This window comes from Micromonospora sp. NPDC048905, assembly GCF_040649655.1.
In the GTDB taxonomy this organism is placed as follows: domain Bacteria; phylum Actinomycetota; class Actinomycetes; order Mycobacteriales; family Micromonosporaceae; genus Micromonospora.
Genome location: NZ_JBEZFV010000002.1, coordinates 511,738 through 529,301 on the forward strand (window position 1 = coordinate 511,738; position 17,564 = coordinate 529,301).

14 protein-coding genes are annotated in these 17,564 nt (G+C 69.9%); 5 read left to right on the forward strand and 9 right to left on the reverse strand.

The window, feature by feature from the left end; all coding sequences use genetic code 11:
• Nucleotides 1-114 precede the first annotated feature (114 nt).
• Nucleotides 115-1,590: an arabinofuranosidase catalytic domain-containing protein gene (locus tag AB0C01_RS07045; RefSeq protein ID WP_357570513.1), complete on the reverse strand. Its 1,476-nt coding sequence runs from the start codon at nt 1,588-1,590 to the stop codon at nt 115-117.
• A 327-nt stretch (nt 1,591-1,917) separates the two neighbouring features.
• On the opposite strand from AB0C01_RS07045, the gene AB0C01_RS07050 reads away from it, so the two are divergent.
• Both AB0C01_RS07050 and AB0C01_RS07055 read left to right on the forward strand, forming a co-directional pair.
• Nucleotides 1,918-2,277, forward strand: coding sequence for a LacI family DNA-binding transcriptional regulator (locus tag AB0C01_RS07050; RefSeq protein WP_357570514.1), 360 nt, complete (start codon nt 1,918-1,920; stop codon nt 2,275-2,277).
• Between the two features lie 530 nt (nt 2,278-2,807).
• The gene (locus tag AB0C01_RS07055) at nt 2,808-3,065 is read left to right on the forward strand and encodes a hypothetical protein (RefSeq protein ID WP_357570515.1); all 258 of its coding nucleotides are present in this window, start codon (nt 2,808-2,810) and stop codon (nt 3,063-3,065) included.
• A 143-nt stretch (nt 3,066-3,208) separates the two neighbouring features.
• Here the strand turns inward: AB0C01_RS07055 and AB0C01_RS07060 are convergent, their stop codons facing one another.
• From AB0C01_RS07060 to AB0C01_RS07095, 8 genes are all read right to left on the reverse strand, one after another.
• Nucleotides 3,209-5,224, reverse strand: a complete 2,016-nt coding sequence (locus AB0C01_RS07060; RefSeq protein WP_357570700.1) for a LuxR C-terminal-related transcriptional regulator — start codon at nt 5,222-5,224, stop codon at nt 3,209-3,211.
• Nucleotides 5,122-5,913, reverse strand: a complete 792-nt coding sequence (locus AB0C01_RS07065) for an AAA family ATPase (RefSeq protein WP_357570516.1) — start codon at nt 5,911-5,913, stop codon at nt 5,122-5,124. Before AB0C01_RS07065 ends, AB0C01_RS07060 begins: the two co-directional genes overlap by 103 nt.
• Nucleotides 5,910-8,339, reverse strand: coding sequence for a LuxR C-terminal-related transcriptional regulator (locus AB0C01_RS07070; RefSeq protein WP_357570517.1), 2,430 nt, complete (start codon nt 8,337-8,339; stop codon nt 5,910-5,912). The genes AB0C01_RS07065 and AB0C01_RS07070 overlap by 4 nt, the downstream gene beginning before the upstream one ends.
• A gap of 117 nt (nt 8,340-8,456) precedes the next feature.
• Nucleotides 8,457-9,251 carry an alpha/beta hydrolase gene (locus AB0C01_RS07075; protein ID WP_357570518.1) on the reverse strand — a complete coding sequence of 265 codons (795 nt, stop codon included), beginning with the start codon at nt 9,249-9,251 and terminating at the stop codon, nt 8,457-8,459.
• A complete protein-coding gene (locus tag AB0C01_RS07080; RefSeq protein ID WP_357570519.1) occupies nt 9,248-10,063 on the reverse strand; it encodes an alpha/beta hydrolase in 816 nt (271 codons plus the stop codon). Before AB0C01_RS07080 ends, AB0C01_RS07075 begins: the two co-directional genes overlap by 4 nt.
• A 14-nt stretch (nt 10,064-10,077) precedes the next feature.
• Nucleotides 10,078-10,884, reverse strand: coding sequence for an alpha/beta hydrolase (locus AB0C01_RS07085; RefSeq protein WP_357570520.1), 807 nt, complete (start codon nt 10,882-10,884; stop codon nt 10,078-10,080).
• Between the two features lies 1 nt (nt 10,885).
• On the reverse strand, nt 10,886-11,743 hold the full coding sequence (locus AB0C01_RS07090; protein ID WP_357570521.1) for an MBL fold metallo-hydrolase: 858 nt from the start codon (nt 11,741-11,743) through the stop codon (nt 10,886-10,888).
• Between the two features lie 1,459 nt (nt 11,744-13,202).
• The gene (locus tag AB0C01_RS07095; RefSeq protein WP_357570522.1) at nt 13,203-15,965 is read right to left on the reverse strand and encodes a DUF2075 domain-containing protein; all 2,763 of its coding nucleotides are present in this window, start codon (nt 15,963-15,965) and stop codon (nt 13,203-13,205) included.
• Nucleotides 15,966-16,435: 470 nt separating this feature from the next.
• Between AB0C01_RS07095 and AB0C01_RS07100 the strand changes: the two genes are divergently transcribed.
• The 3 genes from AB0C01_RS07100 (at nt 16,436) to AB0C01_RS07110 (ending at nt 17,273) form a co-directional block, all read left to right on the forward strand.
• On the forward strand, nt 16,436-16,666 hold the full coding sequence (locus AB0C01_RS07100) for a LacI family DNA-binding transcriptional regulator (protein ID WP_357570523.1): 231 nt from the start codon (nt 16,436-16,438) through the stop codon (nt 16,664-16,666).
• Complete coding sequence (locus AB0C01_RS07105; RefSeq protein WP_357570524.1) at nt 16,653-16,841, forward strand: hypothetical protein; 189 nt, start codon at nt 16,653-16,655, stop codon at nt 16,839-16,841. Before AB0C01_RS07100 ends, AB0C01_RS07105 begins: the two co-directional genes overlap by 14 nt.
• A 96-nt stretch (nt 16,842-16,937) precedes the next feature.
• A complete protein-coding gene (locus AB0C01_RS07110; RefSeq protein WP_357570525.1) occupies nt 16,938-17,273 on the forward strand; it encodes a DUF2254 family protein in 336 nt (111 codons plus the stop codon).
• Nucleotides 17,274-17,564 lie beyond the last annotated feature (291 nt).

Sequence of the window (17,564 nt, forward strand, 5' to 3'; positions counted from 1 at the left end):
CCCGCGGCCGCGCGCCCCGGATTGCCGCGCGCGCTGCCCGGTGCCGGCCCCGCCGGCGGGGCCGCCTCCGTGAGACTCGCGGAGGCGGCACCGTCGATTGGGTGGTGCTACGGATCAGCTGCGGGTGGACCAGCGCTGGTTCTGTTGTCCGTTGCAGGCCCAGAGGAGGAGCTTGGTGCCGTTCGCGGTTCCGGCGCCGCTGGCGTCGAGGCAGAGCCCGGACTGGACGCCGGTGATGGTGCCGTTGGAGTTGATGTTCCATTGTTGGTTGGTGCCGCTGTGGCAGTCCCAGATGATGGCCTGGGTGCCGTTGGTGGTGCCCTGGCCGCTGGCGTCGAGGCACTTGTTGCCCAGCACCTGCAGTTGTTTGCCGGCGGTGTGGGTCCAGCGTTGGGCGGTGTTGCCGACGCAGTCCCAGAGTTGGACCTGGGTGCCGTTGGTGGTGGTGCCGTTCGGCACGTCGACGCAGCGGTTGGACTGGCCACCGACGAGTTGGACGCTCTGTGTCGGGTTACCGCCACCGGACGGCGCGTACGCGGCGGCGGCGATGTTGGCCTGCACCGCGTCCTCGGTCGCCGCGGTCGGGTAGCCGGAGGTCATCACGCCCTCGTAGAAGGTGCCTCGGGCGGTGTTGCTGTTGTCGCCGCCGATGCCGAGCAGGATGGCGCCTTCCTTCTTCATCGGGTGGTAGCCGTTGGGGCGGCGTCCGTCGAAGTAGGTCGTCAGGCCGCCGGCCTGGGCGTTGCCGCCCCGGATGGCCCAGTGGTTCGGTTCGCCCTTGACGATGGCGGTCACGAAGCGGTGGTTGATGGGCGCCATGGGGTTGTATCGCGGGTTCACTCCGGAGAAGAGTCCCCATTCCATGTCCATCATGATCCAGGGGCCGTTGCCGTCGCCGTAGCCCCACACCTTGTTGTTGCCGAAGTAGATGGTCTCCATGATGCCGATGTCGTCGGCCATGGCGTTCGTCTGCGCGTTGCCGTAGTCGAAGCAGCACCCGTTGTTGTAGTGCGTGCCGTCGAGGACGGCGTACATGCCCTCGGGCTGGTCGCCGGTCGCGATGCCGTTGGTGTTGTTGTTGCGGTAGCCGGTGCCGGGAGCGATGTAGACGCCGTACGCCTTCTGGCCGCCGATCGTGATCGGCGCCGCCTTCGCGTCGGCAAGGTTGTCCGACCCGCCAGGGCCGGGGCCCGGCACGCCGCCACCCATGGCCTGGGTGAGGCGGTTGTTGCGGCCGGACTGGTCGTAGATGATCGTGATGACGCAGTTCGTGTTGGCGCAGAACGTGTCCTGCGTGGCGGCGTCGGCGTAGCCGCCCGCGCTCAGCACGCCGATGTCGCGGGTGGTGTTGTCCGAGGAGCGCCGGACCTGGTAGAGCGGGCCGTTGTACGCGCCGTACAGCGCACGGGTGGTGCTGTGCGCGGCCACGCACGGGGTGCCACCCGAGGCGTAGATGTCGCACGGTCCCGTGCCGGCGGCGCGGGCGACACCCGGCGCGTCCGAGACCACGTAGATGCTGGCGCCGACAGCGAGAACCAGCATGGTCCCCGTCGCGGCGAGCAGACGACTCAGTCGTCTCTTCACATTCATCGGATCCTCTCGGCGGTGAGGTGGAGCGTGGTGGTGGCGGGTTGAGCCTGTGTTGCCGGACCGATCCAGTTCGATACGGTTGGTGCCGTGGGCGGCGGTGGTTCGAGCCTCGTCTACCGACGCAGACCGACGTCACACGTCATACCTGTTTACATTAATGCCCGTCCATTCGTTGCGCCACCGGGTGCGGGCCGTCGCATCCAACCCGGTCGACGCCCCACTGGCCGGGAACTTGCTGCCTCGGGGCTTGGGTTTCCGGACGGATATGCTCGTCAGGAAAAGATGGTGCGTGCCCGTGTCGAGCAAGAATCGATTCGAGGGCGCGGCATGAACATCGGGGAGATCGCCCGCCGGGCGGGGGTGTCCCGCAGCACCGTCTCCTACGTCCTGAGCGGGAAACGGACCGTCTCGGAGGGGACCCGCCAGCGGATCCAGGCGGTCATCGACGAGCTGGACTATCGACCGAACGCCAGTGCCCGCGCGCTGAAGGGAGGACGCAGCCGCACCCTCGGCCTGGTGATTCCCCCGGCGAGTCAGCGGATGACCGACATGCAATTGGGTTTCGTCGCCAGTGTCGTGGAGGCGGCCGCTCGCCACGACCTCGACGTGCTGCTGTCCCCGTCCGGGGGCGACCACGACCGGTCGTTCGAGCGGATCGGGGGCTGTCTCGGTAACGGACGTCTCTGACATCCTCGAGCGACTCGGTGCCGACCGCGGGGCGCGGCTGCCTACCGCACCCGCGATGCCCAACGATGCGCATGGATGACGAGCCTGGTTGCCGACCCCGGTAAATGGGGGGTTTTCGGGGCCCCAGTAGTCCGGTGGCCCAGCGGCATGCTCACGCACGTTTATCCAGGTCGCCGACAGCGTAAACCAGCCGAGTAAAGGAGTCGTCGCAACACTCCCCCGGCAGTGCCGCGCCGAATTCGGGCTGTGGGCGTGGAACTCGTTGGGCTCCTGCAGGGCAAGCGCCTGACAGCCGGGCGCTCCGCACAGCCCCTGCCTTTTAGCAACGACGACAGATTGCTGGCGATCCGCTCCGCGGAGCCGGGCGGCACGGCGGTTGGATCAACCGCGACCAGCTCGGGAGCCGGCACACCGGTCCCGGTGAGCAGGGACAGGGCTCGGCCTCCCGTTTCAGCCAGTCCCCGGCGTGTCTGAGATAGGACGGGTCGACGAAGCTCCGTAGCCCCAGCTCCTCGGTGCTTCCGTCCCGCGTGCCGATGGTCAGCGTCCGCATTTCGGCAGTGGTGCCGCCGTGCAGCGCCTCGGTCCTGACGATCCTTTCGCCGACCTTCAGACGCGGCAGCGTGCACCGGCTCGGCGACGCCGGCGCGCAACCGTGCCGCGGTCTGCTCGGTGAAGTCCAGGGGCCGTCATGCCGGGCCGCTGGCGATGTCGAGGTCGCCGGGAAGCGCGAGGTGCAGCCCATGCAGCAGGAACCCGGCCTGGGCGCGGCGTACGTCCGGTCGTAGACCAGCTCGCCGGTCGGGCCGTTACGATCCTCACCCGGTTCGGGACCTGGCACAGCCCGGCCGTCTGCGGCAGGGGTCTCCGTCGCAGCCCGATCGGTAACGCCGGCCCGGCCCAATCCGGGAGGTCTCACCGGCCGTGAACGTCAGTCTTCTGGCGTCGTGTTCAGTACGGCGGTCAGTTGTCCCCTGGAGGTAATGCCGAGTTTCGGGAAGATGCGGTACAGGTGGGAGCCGACTGTTCGTGGGGACAGGAACAGTTGCGTGCCGATTTCGCGGTTGGTGAGGCCGGTGGCGGCCAGTGTGGCGATCTGCAGCTCCTGCGCGTTCAGCACCTGCTGCGGCACCACACCCGGTTGGGAGGTCTGAGCGCCCGCGGCGCGCAGCTGCTGCTGGGCCTGTCCGACCCAGGGCAGCGCACCCATCCGAGACAGCCCGGCGAGGGCCAACTGCAGGTGCGGCACCGCATCGGCGTCCCTACGACGTCGGCGGAGCAATGTGCCGTACGCCAGCCTGAGCCGCGCCAGCACCCAGGGCCAGTGGGCTGCTTCGCCCTCCAATGCGTTCAGAAAGGACGCTTCGCTGTCGGCGAGGACCGCGCCGGCGTAGGCGTTCACGACCCGGAAGTCGACCGGTGGGGTCGGGCCGAGCAGTCGGCGGACCCCGTCGATGAGCTGCAGCGCGAGCAGACCGCGGCCGGTGTGCACCGCGGCGTCGGCCAGGAACATGATCGCGGGGAAGGTGCTGCGCGGGTCGTACAACGGATCCTGCGGATCGAAGACGCGCCGGAGCACGTCGAACCCGTTCTCGTACCTGCCGCAGGCCACGAGCGCTGTGCCGCGCACGACCTGGACCCGGGGCAGGAAACTGGTGGTGCCCTGGCGGAGCGCCTCGGCGTCGATCTCGGCCAAGGTCTGTGAGAGGTGTTCGAACGAGCCGGTCAGGGCGGCCATGCGGGCCTCGTTCAGGCGGGCCGAGTTACGCCAGGTCGGTTGGTTTGTCTCGGCGGCGAGGCGGCGACCCTCATCGAGGGCGGTCCGGGCGCGGTCCCAGTGGCCGATGGACCAGTCGGCCTGGATGCGGGTGAGCAGGACGTGCGGCAGGAGCCCGAGGCGGCCCTGGGCCCGCAGCAGGCGCTCGGCCTCGTCGCCGAAGGTCCGGGCGACGAGCGCGTCGCCGACGACCACGGCGCCCATCGCGTACATGCGTAGGGCGTTGGCGTCCGGGACCTCCCGGGTCAGGGCGCGGCGGCATTCGGCGAGGATGCGGGCGGTGTGGCTGACCTGGTCGATGCCGGACAGGGCGAAGACCAGGCGGTACTCGGACCCGGCAACGGGCAGCGCCTGCGCGGTGGCGGCGAGCAGTTGCCGGGTCGGCTCGTCCGGTGGTGTCCAGTAGCAGCGGGAGGCGATGGACATGAGGACGTTCCAGGCGAGTTCGAGGTCGCCGGAGTCCCGGGCGAGCTGCACGTCGCGGTGCAGGGCAAGGATGTCGGTGCCGTGGCCGGTGAAGATCTCGGCGAGCCACGCGGCGCGGATCTGGTCGAGCGGGGCCAGGGGCTCGGCGCGGGCGTGGGTGAGCAGCCGGTCGACGGTACGGCGGTCGCCGAGCTCATACGCCCAGGTGGCGGCGATCAGCTGCCGGTGGCCTCGCAGACCCGGATCGGCGGTGACGCCGGCGGCGCGTTCCATGAGCCAGATCGCGGTCGTCGTCTCGGCACGGTGGCGGCATTCCTCCGCGGCGGCGGCGAGGTCAGTGGCGAGGATGTCGTCGGTGCCATGGGCAGCCTGTGCCCGATGGGTCAGCGCGCGGCGGTGATCCGAACGTTCCAGGGCGACGGCGAGGGCGTGGTGTCCGGCCCGTACGCGTTCGGCGTCCTCGGATTCGATGACGGCTGCCCGTACCAACGGGTGGCGGAAGACGACGTCGCTACGGGAGACCGTGATCAGGGCCGCCGCCGCGGACGGGCTCAGGGCGCCGTGCGGGATCGGTCGGCCGGCGAAGAGCTCGGCCGCGTGGAGGATCTCCGTGGTGGCGGAGTGTTCGTCGAGGGCCGCGATCAGCAGGACGTCGCGGCTGATCGGTGGCAGGCGGCGGTAGCTGCCGGCGAAGCTGGACCGGATGTGGTCGCCGACGGGGATGGTCGCCGCGGCGGGTGCCATGCTGGCCCAGGTGCGGGGTAGTTCGGCCAGTGCCAACGGGTTGCCGCGGGCGGCGTGCAGGATCTGGCCGCGGACGAACGGGTCCAGGCCGGCGGCGATCGAGTCGAGCAGTGCGGTCGCGGCGTCGGCGGGCAGCGGCGGCACGGTGAGGGTCGTGGTCGCGTCGAGGGCGGGGCGGGGTCGTCGACGGGTCTGGTCGCCACGATCAGCAGCACCGGGTCGGCGGCGAGCCTGCGGCCGAGGAACGCGATCACGGCGCGGGACTGTGCGTCCAGCCAGTGTGCGTCGTCGACGATGAGCGTGATCGGCCGGTCCTCGGGGGCGTCGGTGAGGACGGTCAGGGCGGCCATGCCGACCAGGAACGGCTCGGGCACGGCGGCGGGGTCGTCCGTGCGGGTCGCCGCGAGCAGCGCGGCGCGCTGGGCGGGCGGCAGGTCCGCGGCGTCGATCATCTGGGGTGGCAGCATCCGGCGAAGGCTGACGTACGGGCTGGCGTCACCGTCGATGCCGACGGCGGTCAGCACCAGGTGTCCGTGACGGTCGGCGATCGCGGTGGCCGCGTGCAGCAGCGCTGACTTGCCGACGCCGGCGTCACCGCGCAGCAGCACCGACCCGCCGCCCTGGCGCGCGCCGGCGATCAGGGCGTCGAGCACACCGATCTCGTGAGCCCTGCCGAAGAGGTCGGTCATGTCAGCTCGTACAGGCGGGCGGGCAGTTGATGGCGGGAGCTGATCGACAGTTTCGGGAAGGCCCGGGCGAGGTGCGATTCGACGGTGCGCGCCGACAGGTCCAGCCGCGCGCCGATCTCCCGGTTGGACAGGCCGGTCGCGGCGAGCTTGACGACCGCGAGCTCCTGCGGGGTGAGCAGCCCGCCGCGCTGGTCGGCGCCGGCCGCGCGCAACTCCTGCTCGGTACGGTCGGACCAGTGCCGGGCGGACAGCGCGGCGAACGCGGCACGGGCGGCGTGCAGTTGCTCGCGTGCCTCGCCGATGCGCCGGTCCCGGCGCAGCCACGACCCGTAGGTCAGCTGGACCCGCGCCCGCAGCCACGGCAGCCGCCCGGTCCGCTCGAGCAGGTCGGTGAACACCGCCTCGTGTGGTTGCAGCAGCGCCCGCGCGTACATGTGGTGCGTCTCGCCGTCGGGTGACAGGTTGTCTGGCAGCTGGTGCTCGGGTCGTGGTCGGCCGCGGCTGGCGGCCTCCGCGTGCAGGGTCGCGACGACGGCGAGGTCGATCGTGTACGCGCGAACGCCCTGACCGACCATCACCGGTTCCATTGCCACGCATGCCTCGGCGAAGCTGTCCTCGGTCATGAGCGCGGTCCCGCGGGCGGCGGCGAGCCGCAGCCGCACCGGCCACACCGGCCGGTCTCCCAGCGTCAGCTCGGCCGTGTCGGCGGCGCCGCGGGCGCTGTCGACCTCGCCGCGCCACGCGTGCAGCAGCGCCGCCGTCGCCCGCAGGTACGCCAGCCACACCACCTGGCCGGTGCGTTCTGCCGCGTCGGTCGCGGCCCGCAGGTGCCGGTCGGCGTCGTCCCACCGGCCGAGGAACAGCTGTGCGTCGGCGAGGGCTGCCGCGGCCGGCACCAGCAACCCGAAACGGCGCTGCCGGGTCAGCGTCGCGACGACGGGTTCCAGGTGCACGGTGGCGGGTTCGAGGTGGCCCAGCCGCCGCAGCGCCAGCCCCGCTTGCCGGCCGGCATCGACGCCGACGCCGACGCCGGCTGAGTGGCCGGCGAGGGTCGCGGCGACCAGCAGCCCTCGCGGGTCGTCGCGGTGCGGGTCGAGGTCGCCGAGCGAGACTAGGAGCCGCTGGCGGGCCGCTTCGTCGACGTCGGTCCAGGTGACGTTTTCGGCGAACCCGGCGAGGAGGTCGAGGGCCAGGTCGGGGTTGCCGGCGCCGCGGCAGGTGTCGGCGACGGTGCACAGTGTCTCCGCCGACGGCAGCCGTGGCCATGTCCCGTCGCCGACGCGGCGCAGTAGCAGGTCGCGGCGGACGGCGTCGATCGGGTTGATCTGCTCCGGCAGGTCGTCGAGCAGCGCCGCGACCACCTCGAACCGACCGAGGTCCGCGGCGACGCTCGCGCCCTCGATGAGCGCCCTGCCGGCCTGCTCGTCCCGCTGCCCGGATCGCATCACGGCCACGGCGCGTTGGATGGGCCCGCCGGACTCCGCGTGCGTCGCGGGCGGGTCGGCGGGGTCCGCCGTCTGCGCCAGCGCGGCGGCGAGCAGCGGATCGGTGCCTCTGCTGTCCCGGGTCCCCAGGACGTCCGACAAGCCGAAAGCGCCCTCCAGGGGCAGCGCGGTGACCTCCTCCAGCAGCGACTGCGCGAGCCGTGTCGTCAGCGGCGAATGCTGTCTCAGGAGGTCGGCGCCGGGGGTGTACCCGTCGCGCCAGGCGATCGGCAGCTCGACCAGCGCGAGCGGCCGGCCTGCGGCCTCGTCCACGATCCGGTCGGCGAGCCACCGGTCCAGTCCCGGCGCCCGTGCGAGCAGCAGCCGCCGCGCCGCGGCCTCCGGTAGACCGGGCAGCGTCCGGGTTCGCAGCGACGGCCACGCCCGAGCGCCCGCCGGGAGCCCGCCCAGAATGACGGCCAGGCCGGGAACGGGTCCACCGGCGAGCGCGGACGCGATGGTCGCGGACGTCTGCGCGTCGAGGCGGTGGGCGTTGTCGACGACGACCAGCGCGGGCGCGTCCACGGTGATCGCCGCGAGCAGCGACCCGACAGCCCTCACCACAGCCGAGTCGACGCCGGTAGCAGGATCGAGGCTGGCGACGGGGATTGCAGTACCGCGGCCGACGGCTGTCGCCAGCAGGTCGATCGCCGGACGGGCGGCGGGAAGGCGCCGGCACGCGTGCAGCATCTGGTGCAGTCCCGCGAACGCAACGTCACGTTCCGCATGAGACCCGCTGACCACGATGAGACGGTGACCGCGACGCCGCGCCCGGGCCGCGACGCTGGACAGCACCGTCGACATGCCGACGCCGGCGCTTCCCTGCAGGTACATACCGGAAACGACGGACGAAGCATCACGCAGGTAGGCGAGAACCTCTCGCAGCGCCGTGAATCGCCCGGCACCGCGCGAATCGGGGTCCGCCTGCCGTGCCGCTGCCATCGGTTCCGTTCTCGTCGTGCTCGCACATGCCCGGAACGCCAGTATCGCCCAAGATCGTCTTACGCACCAGCCGTCGGCGGCGGTCGGGCACCGGCTCGCCCGACCGCCGCCGCGCACCTACCGGAGGTGCTGTGACGCCCAGGTCAGGGCGTAGTCGGCGACCTGCTCCCAGCCGGGTTCGGCGCACGTCCAGTGCGAGCGGCCCGGGAACTCGTGGTAGTCGGTGACGGTGCCGGCCGCCTGGTAGTGGTGGGCGTTGGACCTGTTCACCGACGGCGGCATGATGTGGTCGGCGCCGCCGGCGATGAACAGCAGCGGGGCCCGCCGCTCGTTTCGGAAGTCGACCCAGGTCTCCTGATGCCCGGGCGTGAAGTTGGCGGTGAGCCCGTAGGTCCACACCCAGCTGCCCGGAGCGGGGATCGCATACCGCTCGTAGGCGGCGAGCGCCTCGTCCTCGGGCAGCGTGTTGGTGAACGCGTAGTGGAACTGCGCCGGGGTGAACCCGGCCGCCTGGTGCCGCTTCGCGGGGTTGTTCAGGATCGGGAACAGGGACCGGATCTGCGACGGCGGGGTGACCCGGATGCCCTCCGGCGGGGCGGAGTCGATGACCACACCCGCTGCGCCGTACCCCCGGTCCATCAGCAGCTGCGTCAGCGTGCCGCCGAACGAGTGACCGATGAGGATCGGCGGCTCGGGCAGCGCCGTGATGACCTTCTCCAGGCGCGTGAGGGTCTCCGGCACGGTGACCGTGGCGATCGGGGTGGGATCGGCGCGCAACGCCTCGACCTCCACCTCGAAGCCGGGGTAGGCGGGTGCGACGACGGTGTGGCCCTGCGCCTCGTAGTACGGGATCCAGTGTTCCCAGCTGCGTGGGGTAACCCACAGGCCGTGGATGAGGACGATCGTGCTCATGCGTCGTACTCCCTCAGGAACGCGAGCAGGTCGATGCCGAGCTGCTGCTTGTGGGTGTCGGTGATGCCGTGTGGTGCGCCGGCGTAGACGACGAGCCGGGCGTCCTTGATCAGCGCCGAGGAGGCCATGCCGCCGACCTCGAACGGCACGACCTGGTCGGCGTCGCCGTGGATGACCAGGGTCGGCACGTCGATCGCGGTGAGGTCGGGTCGGAAGTCGGTGGCGGAGAACGCGGCGATGCACTCGAAGGCGTTGCGGTGGCCGGCGGCCATCGACTGCAGCCAGAACGCGTCCCGCACGCCCTGCGAGGCGGTCCCGCCGAAGAACGGCCCGGCCGCGAGATCCTTGTACGTCTGCGAACGGTCTGCGAGGGATCCGGCCCGGATCGCGTCGAACACCGCAACCGGGACCCCGCCGGGGTTGTCCGGTGTCTGCAGCATGAACGGCGGCACCGCCGAGATCAGCGCAGCCTGCACGACCCGACCGGTGCCATGCCGCCCGATGTACCGGGCCACCTCGCCGCCGCCGGTGGAGAACCCGACCAGGGACGCCTCCCGCACGTCCAGGGTGTCCAGGAGCGTGGCGAGGTCGTCGGCGTAGGCGTCCATCTCGTTGCCGTGCCACGTCTGGGTCGACCGGCCGTGTCCGCGTCGGTCGTGGGCGATGACCCGGAACCCGTGCTCGGCGAGGAAGAGCGCCTGCGCCTCCCAGCTGTCGGAGTTGAGCGGCCAGCCGTGCGACAGCACGACCGGGCGGCCGGCACCCCAGTCCTTGTAGAAGATCGACGCGCCGTCAGCGGTGGTGACGTACATGATTGTGGGTCCTCTCAACGGGCTGCGTGCTTGATGACATCGGCGGTGACCCGCGGCTGCGAGATCATCGCCACGTGCGAGGCGTTGACCTCGGTGATCCGGGCACCGGCCCGCTGCGCCATGAACCGTTGCGCGGCGGCCGGGATGAGGTTGTCGTGGCGGGCCACGAGGTACCAGGTGGGAATGTGCTTCCAGGCCGGAGCACCGGACGGCTCCCCGAGGGTGTGCACGTCGCCGGGCCGCTGTGTGGCGGCCATCAGGTCGGTCGTGGCGCGGGGCAGGTCGGCGGCGAACACGTCGCGGAAGACGCTTGTCTTGACGTAGCCGTCAACGCTGCCGGCGCCGTCGGCGGTCGGGTACGGGCGGAAGTCCAGTGCCGCCTCGCCGAGCTTGCTGCCCGGGAACTTGAGCTGCAGTCCCTGCAGCGTCTCGCCCTGTTCGGGGGCGAACGCGGCGACGTAGACGAGGGCTTTGACGTTCGGATTGCCGACGGCCGCGTTGGTGATGACCATGCCACCGTACGAATGCGCGACCAGGACCAGCGGTCCGGGCACGCTGGCCAGGATGCTGGCCAGGTAGGCGGCGTCGGCGGAGACGCTGCGCAGCGGGTTCGCCGGCGCGAGGACCGGGTAGCCGTCGCGCTGCAGGATCCGGGCGGTGTCGGTCCAGCCGGACGCGTCGGCGAACGCGCCGTGCACCAGCACGACTGTCGGCTTCGGCGTGGCCGGCCTGGTGTGTGCGGTCGCCGCCGGCGCCCCGATGAGGGTGCTGGTGGCGACCGCGGCAGAGCCGGCGATCAGGGTACGTCGAGTGGTCGGCATGTCATGAAACCCTTTCAGCGATGGCTGCATGTGCTGCGCCACTACGCTGCGGGATGCCGCCCCGGCGGTGCTTCAGTGAGTTGACGGTGGTTGCCGCGGCAAGCCACCGCAATCGGTCGCCGAGTCCGTCCGGTGCGGCCGCGAACGCCCGCTCGACCGCCGCTCTGCCCTGGCTGAAATGGGACCAGCCCTCGTAGTGCACCGGGATGATGGTGTGTGGCCGGACGAGCCGGCAGAGTTCGACGGCCTCGCGTCCGGTGAGGCTGTAGTGCAGGCGGCCGGTCATCGGGAACCTGACGGCGCCCAGGTGCAGCAGGACGGTGCCGACGGTCAGCCGCCGTGGCACCTCCCGCAGGCCACGGAACATGACGGTGTCACCGGTGACCCACAACACGCCGTGCTCCTGGCCGTCCCACCGCAACGCGAACCCGATGACCGGCCCCGCGATGGGGAGGCTGAGCGGCGGCCCGTGCCGGCACGGCGTCGCGGTTACCGTGATCGGCAGCCGCCCGGAAGCATCGAGGACGGTCTCGTCCCACGGTCGCAGGCCACGCGCCCGGCCGCCGAGGCGACGCGCACCGGCGCGGGTGGTGACGATGACGGGTACGTCGGCGAGCAACTCCCGACCGCTCTCGTCGAGGTTGTCCGCGTGATGCTCGTGGCTGAGCAGTACCGCGTCGACGGGCCCGACCTGCTCGGGTCTCAGCGCGGGCCCGGTGACCTTCCGCGAACTGGTCCCCCAGCCGAACGCGTACCGGCGACCCGGCGGGTCGAACGTCGGATCCGTGAGGATCCGCCAGCCGGCCACCTCGATGAGGGCCGTCGGTCCCCCGATGTGTGTCACTCGTACGTCGTGCATCGGCGTTGTCCTCGTGTACGTCAGGCCCGCGGTCCGCGGGGCGATGCCACCGACGGTGCATGCTCACGCAATCGCTCGCTTCCGTTGAACGACTGCGTCGTAGGTTCAGCCGTTCCCCTCGCAGGACGTCAGCGAGGCGCCGCCGCCGGGGCGGCCGACATGACGATGTGGCCGTACGAGCCCGGGCAACCGGCATCGCTGCTGGTGCCGGTTCCGCGCAGAGTGGTACGGCGGCGGCTTCGGCTGCTGGTCCGTCCGGACACGATCCTTGGGTGGCATAGGCTTCCGCCCCCCGCCGCCGTGCAGTCCGCTTCCGGCCTAAGCGCCCGGACGCCCGTTTCCCAACCGGGCGCCAGCCAACAGCTCCCCGTCAACAGAAGAGCCGAGAGCGGCGCACGGAAATCACGCCCTTTCTGACCAAAATCGCCCGCCGTTTAGAGGTCCAGCAGCGACCACACCACACCGATGCAGCGCGCCTACCAGGCGATTCACAGCGGACGCAACCAAGACCTGCTCGCAAAACTGCCCGAGTCAAGGATTCCAGCAGCGCCTCACACGGCGATAAATTGCGCGAGCGCAAGACAAAGAGGGCTTCCGCAAGTCGCTGACCTGCGGAAACCCTCTCGCTGTCGGGACGGCCGGATTCGAACCGACGACCCCTTGACCCCCAGTTCTACAACGATTGTGTCACGCCGTGCCAGAACAGCCTTACACCTCCTCCAATGCGGACAGAACCGCGACCTTCGATGATGCCCACTGCTGACCTATGTCAGCCACTCCCCCGCCGGTTAACCTCGATCCGTTACCGGAGTTGTTACGGCGTCCGGTCAAGAGTCCGCTCTGACGTTGGGTCCCGTGGTTCTGTGGCAGATCACGCATCCCACAGGGCATCCTAGGAAGATATCGCCTCATCTCGAATAGCAGGTGGCCACCCATAAATGCCCGCCTCCGATCCGGCGGGATCACGGCCGCTAGGAATTCCCGTCCTGAGTGCCGTTGGCTCGCCGGCAACATTGAGCGTTCCCCGGCTCAACGACCGACAGGGCGGCTCCTGCACGATGATCGAATCCGGCGGCCACACCCGCCCGGCCTGGAGCCGAAGCGCCTCCGCCGAAGGCGCCCAGACAACACCTCGACCTGCTGGCGCGGATCGATTCCGTCCCTCCCATCGCGTTCATAGGCCCACCGGCATCGCACGGCAGGTCACGGACAGGCAGCGTTATCTTTGCTCAGCCGGTAGAGGCAGGCAAGCAGCGCGCAGCTGTGGGACTGCCATGGCCGCACCGCCACCGCTGGACCCTGACCGTATACGAGCACACGCGCCTCGTTCGGCATCCGGCTCCCGCCGGAGCGCGCCGCCCGAGTCCCGTCCCGCGGCGCGTGGCCGTCATGCTCTGCCAGTGGCCGAAGGGGCGGCCCAGACGATCGGGGTACCGCGAAGAACACGGCCCACCGGTCGTCAGCCCCCGGAACCCCCGGAGTCGGTGGCAGACCGTGCCCCGGCATGCATCCGGGCAGCCAGGAACGCCTGAGTCTCTGGATCCGTGGAATAGAGCAGCACACCGCGCATGCCCCGGGTCATCAGCACCCGGTAGGTGTTGCGAATGAGGCGGTCGGCGACTTCGTCACTCATGGCTGCACTGTTGCGGAACGTCGGATCCTTCGATGCTGAAGGGCGGGTGACCAGTCGGCCGTCACGGGCGACAAGGTCCGGACCGATGATGACGCCTGCCCAGTCGTAGTCGAAGCCCTGCGCTGTGTAGACGGTGCCGATCTGACCGAAGCCGTTGAGGTCGGTTGCCCAGAAGGCGGAACCGGGGGCACCGCCGACGCTGCGCTCACTCCTGGCGTTCCAGGGGCGGGCCCACCCGTCGATCTGCACGTCCGGCACGAGCGAACCGTCCGGTCGAGGATCGCTCCAGGGCCAGCAGTAGCCGGCCGACAATCTCGCCGTCTCGCCAGCCGCATGCTTGCCGGCGAGAAACGCCTCCATCTCTTCCGGCGAGTCGACCATCCGCAGGTCGAAACGACCGTCCCCGCTCCACGTCAATGGCTTATCATCGTCGGCGCTGAGCAGGGCTTCGGTCCACTGGACGTAGGTGCGACTACCGCCCGACCGGAATTGGTCATGCAAGGAGACAACCTCGATCTCCAGGTCGTGCTTTCTGGCATACCGGGCGATGAGCGTCAGGCTACCCAGCTCGCCAGGCCGGACCACTTGATCCTCGTCGAGGAGGAAGACCGGCACCCGGGCGGCTTCCATCAACTCCTCGATCTGCGGTCGATGCCGGTCCCGCCGACTTCCGGGGGTGAATCGGTTGACCGAGGTTGCCCGTATGCGATGGGCCTCGTCACAGATCAGCACGTCGAGGCCGTTCGGCTCAGCTTCCATGAAGCTGTTGAAGTAGCGGAACAGGCTTCGGAGCCGCTGACTTCCCTTACCGGCGTACCGGCGCAAGGTCTGCGTGAACGACCGCGACCCGGTGGCGTGCATGACCGAATGGCCCTGCCGGGCCAGCTCGCCGAGCACTGACAGGCCGATGACGCTCTTGCCGCTACCTGGCCCACCGGACACCACCACGACTGTCTTGCGTTCCGCGGTACGGGCGCGCTTCACCGCGCGCAACACCATCTCGTACGCCACGCGTTGCTCGTCGAGCAGCCTGAAGTGTGAGCGCTCCCGCAGCTCTTGGCCGGCGTACCCCAGCAAGTGCCTGCTGGGGCGTACGGGACTCGCGAGCAACTGGTCAGCGGCACCCGCTCCGGAGGCGGAACCAAGGTGAGTGCGCAGGTAGTCGAGGAACGGTCCCCGTCGTTGCTTGGTGAAGACCCGGCCGTGGTCGTCAGCACTGTGGGCGAGCAGGTCGCTGACGTCGCGATCCACGGCCTGGTATAGATAGGCGGCCCCTCGGATCGAACCGTCCCCGTCAGCGGCCAGCACATCGAGAACGTCACTCAGGTATTTGCAGTAGGCACCAACCTGCACACCCGGATGCAGGTTCGCCACTCCTGCGTGCCCGACCGCCACCAGCGAATCAGAATTCGCTATCGACCGTACATGCGTCCACGGCTTCAACTCGACAACCACGTACGCAGGACGCCCGGTCTCCGGATGCACACCGGCGAGCACCACGTCGACCTGCCTGGTGCTCAGTGGGAGTTGGAAACCGATGATCACTGAGACCGCGCCGAGCCCAGCCCGCACAAGCTCCGCGGCCAACGTGGCCACCCGGCGCATCGCCGCGCGAACTGCGGCCGCCACGAGGGGATCGGAGTCGGGATGGGTGTGCCCGATGACTGCCCCAGGCAGAGCGCGCTGCGCGACGAGTCGCGTCAACTCGGCGGCAGAGAGAACGAACGTGACGCCGGCGAGGGACACCCCATCGCTCTCCGGGTCCGGGAAAACGCGCGTGGTGGCGGTGCGCGGATCGACGCGGTCAGTAGAAGGCCGGGGCCGCGGGGCGCCAGCCGTCCCCGCCTGCGCCCCGCCCCAGAGAAGCACGGAAACCTCGGCGCTCGTCGGGCCAAAGCGTGACCTGGCAAATGCCGACCGCACATCCTCTGGCGGCACCGGGCGATCCTGGCGGCGGTCCGAGAGCACCCACTCATTCCAGTCCACCAACCAGGAGAGGGCATGAGGGTTCGAGAACAGCCTGAAGCGCCGGAGGCAGGCACTGAGCGCCGCACGGTGCTCCGGGCGGGGTGCCGCCCGCAGCGAACCAGAAAACACCCGCAGCCGGCCGCCGGACAGGACCTCGACGCTGGGCGCGGTGCGTAGCGCCGAACGAAGCCGATCCCACGAACACCGCAGTTGTACCTGCCCATCCGCCTGGTCCGACAAGGCCAGGGTCACGACATCTTTGGCCGAGGTGACCATGAATGCCTCACCCGCCCGCCCGCCCGAGGTGGTGCCCCCGGCGCTGAGCATGGCGGCGAACTGCTCGACCTCGTTGATCGGCACCGTAACGCGAAGCGACGCCGCCAGCGGACGAACAGCCTGCACCGGCAGCGGAACACAGCGATCGGGAAGGTCTACCGACAACTCCCGCGACGCAAGGAGAAGCTGGTTCATGACAGCGGACTCGACGGCCGCTTGCGGCTCGCTGAGCGCGTCGGGCAACAGCGCCTCGCCGGCAGCCACAGCCGCGACGAGGTTATGAGCCTGCTGGTAGCTCTCACCGGTGTAGCGGCGACGGGCGCGTGCGAGATCCTTGATCTGCACGCGGGTCACCGCGTACGCCGACCGCTAGCGGCACCCACCGCGTCTCGGCTCCAGATCCGCAACTCGCACAGCAGTCGGACCGCCAGGTCACCGTGCGACTGGGGCCTTACCGCCACGAGGAGCAAGATCGGCGCGATACACAGCGCTAGCAGCATGATCGGAATGTGGGCGATCGCGACAATCAGCGGTCGCACCACCGTGGCCGGCACAGCCGCAAGGTCGAATGAGGGCACGATCGTCTCCCGTTCCGCTGCCCGGCCAACGGCAATCGAGATAACGCACCTACAACGACAAGGGTGTAACGCGCGGAGGGTGGCACACCCTTCAGTCGCCCTCACTGGACCCCAGCCGGGAGGCCCATGACGACTTGGTCACCGTGATTGACCAACAACAGAGTAGCGGTCACGTCAAGTCGAACTTCGACATGCCCATGGTCCCAACAACTGACCAGCAGGGACCGATAGGAAACTGTGGAGGAAACGCTGAGCACCGTCGAACGCGCCGTCACCATCAGCCAGGTTGCGGCGCTCGCAGGTGCCTCCACCGGCACGGCCTCCACGGCGCTCAACGGTCGCGGCGCACTACGGCCGGAGACCCGGCTACGGGTGCAACAGGCCGCCGATCAGCTGGGTTTCGTCGCCAACGCCGCCGCGCTGCCCGCAGACCGGACGCACCCACACGGTCGGCATGATCACCACTGACACCATCGGCCGGATCAGCATCCCGATGCTCATCGGCGCCGAGGACGCCCTCGGCGCCGGCACAGAGCACCACCACTCCGCCACCGTCCACGCCGCCGCGACGATCGAGACCCTCACCACCGAAGGCTTACACCTCGCCACCCCCACCCTCTACGGCGAGTGGAGCGAGTCGTGAGGGCGGCAGGCCGCGGGAATCCTGCTGTCGGCCGAGGCTCCGATCGACGCGATCTTCTGCGGCAGCGCTGCCGGCCCAACCCCGACCAGCATCGACATGGACCCCGAGGGAATCGGCCGGACGACCGCGGACCTGTTATTCGTGGCCATCAATGGCGAACCGGTGCACGATCAGCGCGCCGGGCCGTGCCGGCTGGTGCCCCGGGACTCCATTGCCGCACCCGTCCTTCGCAGCGACAGCCGACGCCACGCCTCGCCCGGTGCCAGCCGAGGCGGCCGACAGGGCGTGACCATCGGCGCGGAACGCACCCCGGGCCAGGACCTCGGTTTCGGCTTCCGCCAGCTCGCCGACATCGCCGAACGCGCGCTGTTCCCGGCATCAACGACGTCACCACCGCCGTACGCGCGGTGCAGGAAGCACACGACCTCCTGAGCCGGCTCGCCACCCACCCCGACCCGACCCGACCCACATCGTCCGCGACGACGGCACTGTCCGCGCCCAGATGAGAGGCATCTCGTACGACACCATCCTGGCGATGATCATCGACGCGGTTCGACTCATCTCCCGGCAGCAGCCCCGCGTCCAACGCCTGCTGGACTCCGTCGTCCATGACGTGGCCACCGTCACGCTTCCCGTCCAGCACGCCGCGATCCGGCGTCGGCCGCTGACAACCTGCCCTGACATCCTTCAATTGACGTCGTTTCGCAGGTCACCTCTTGGGTC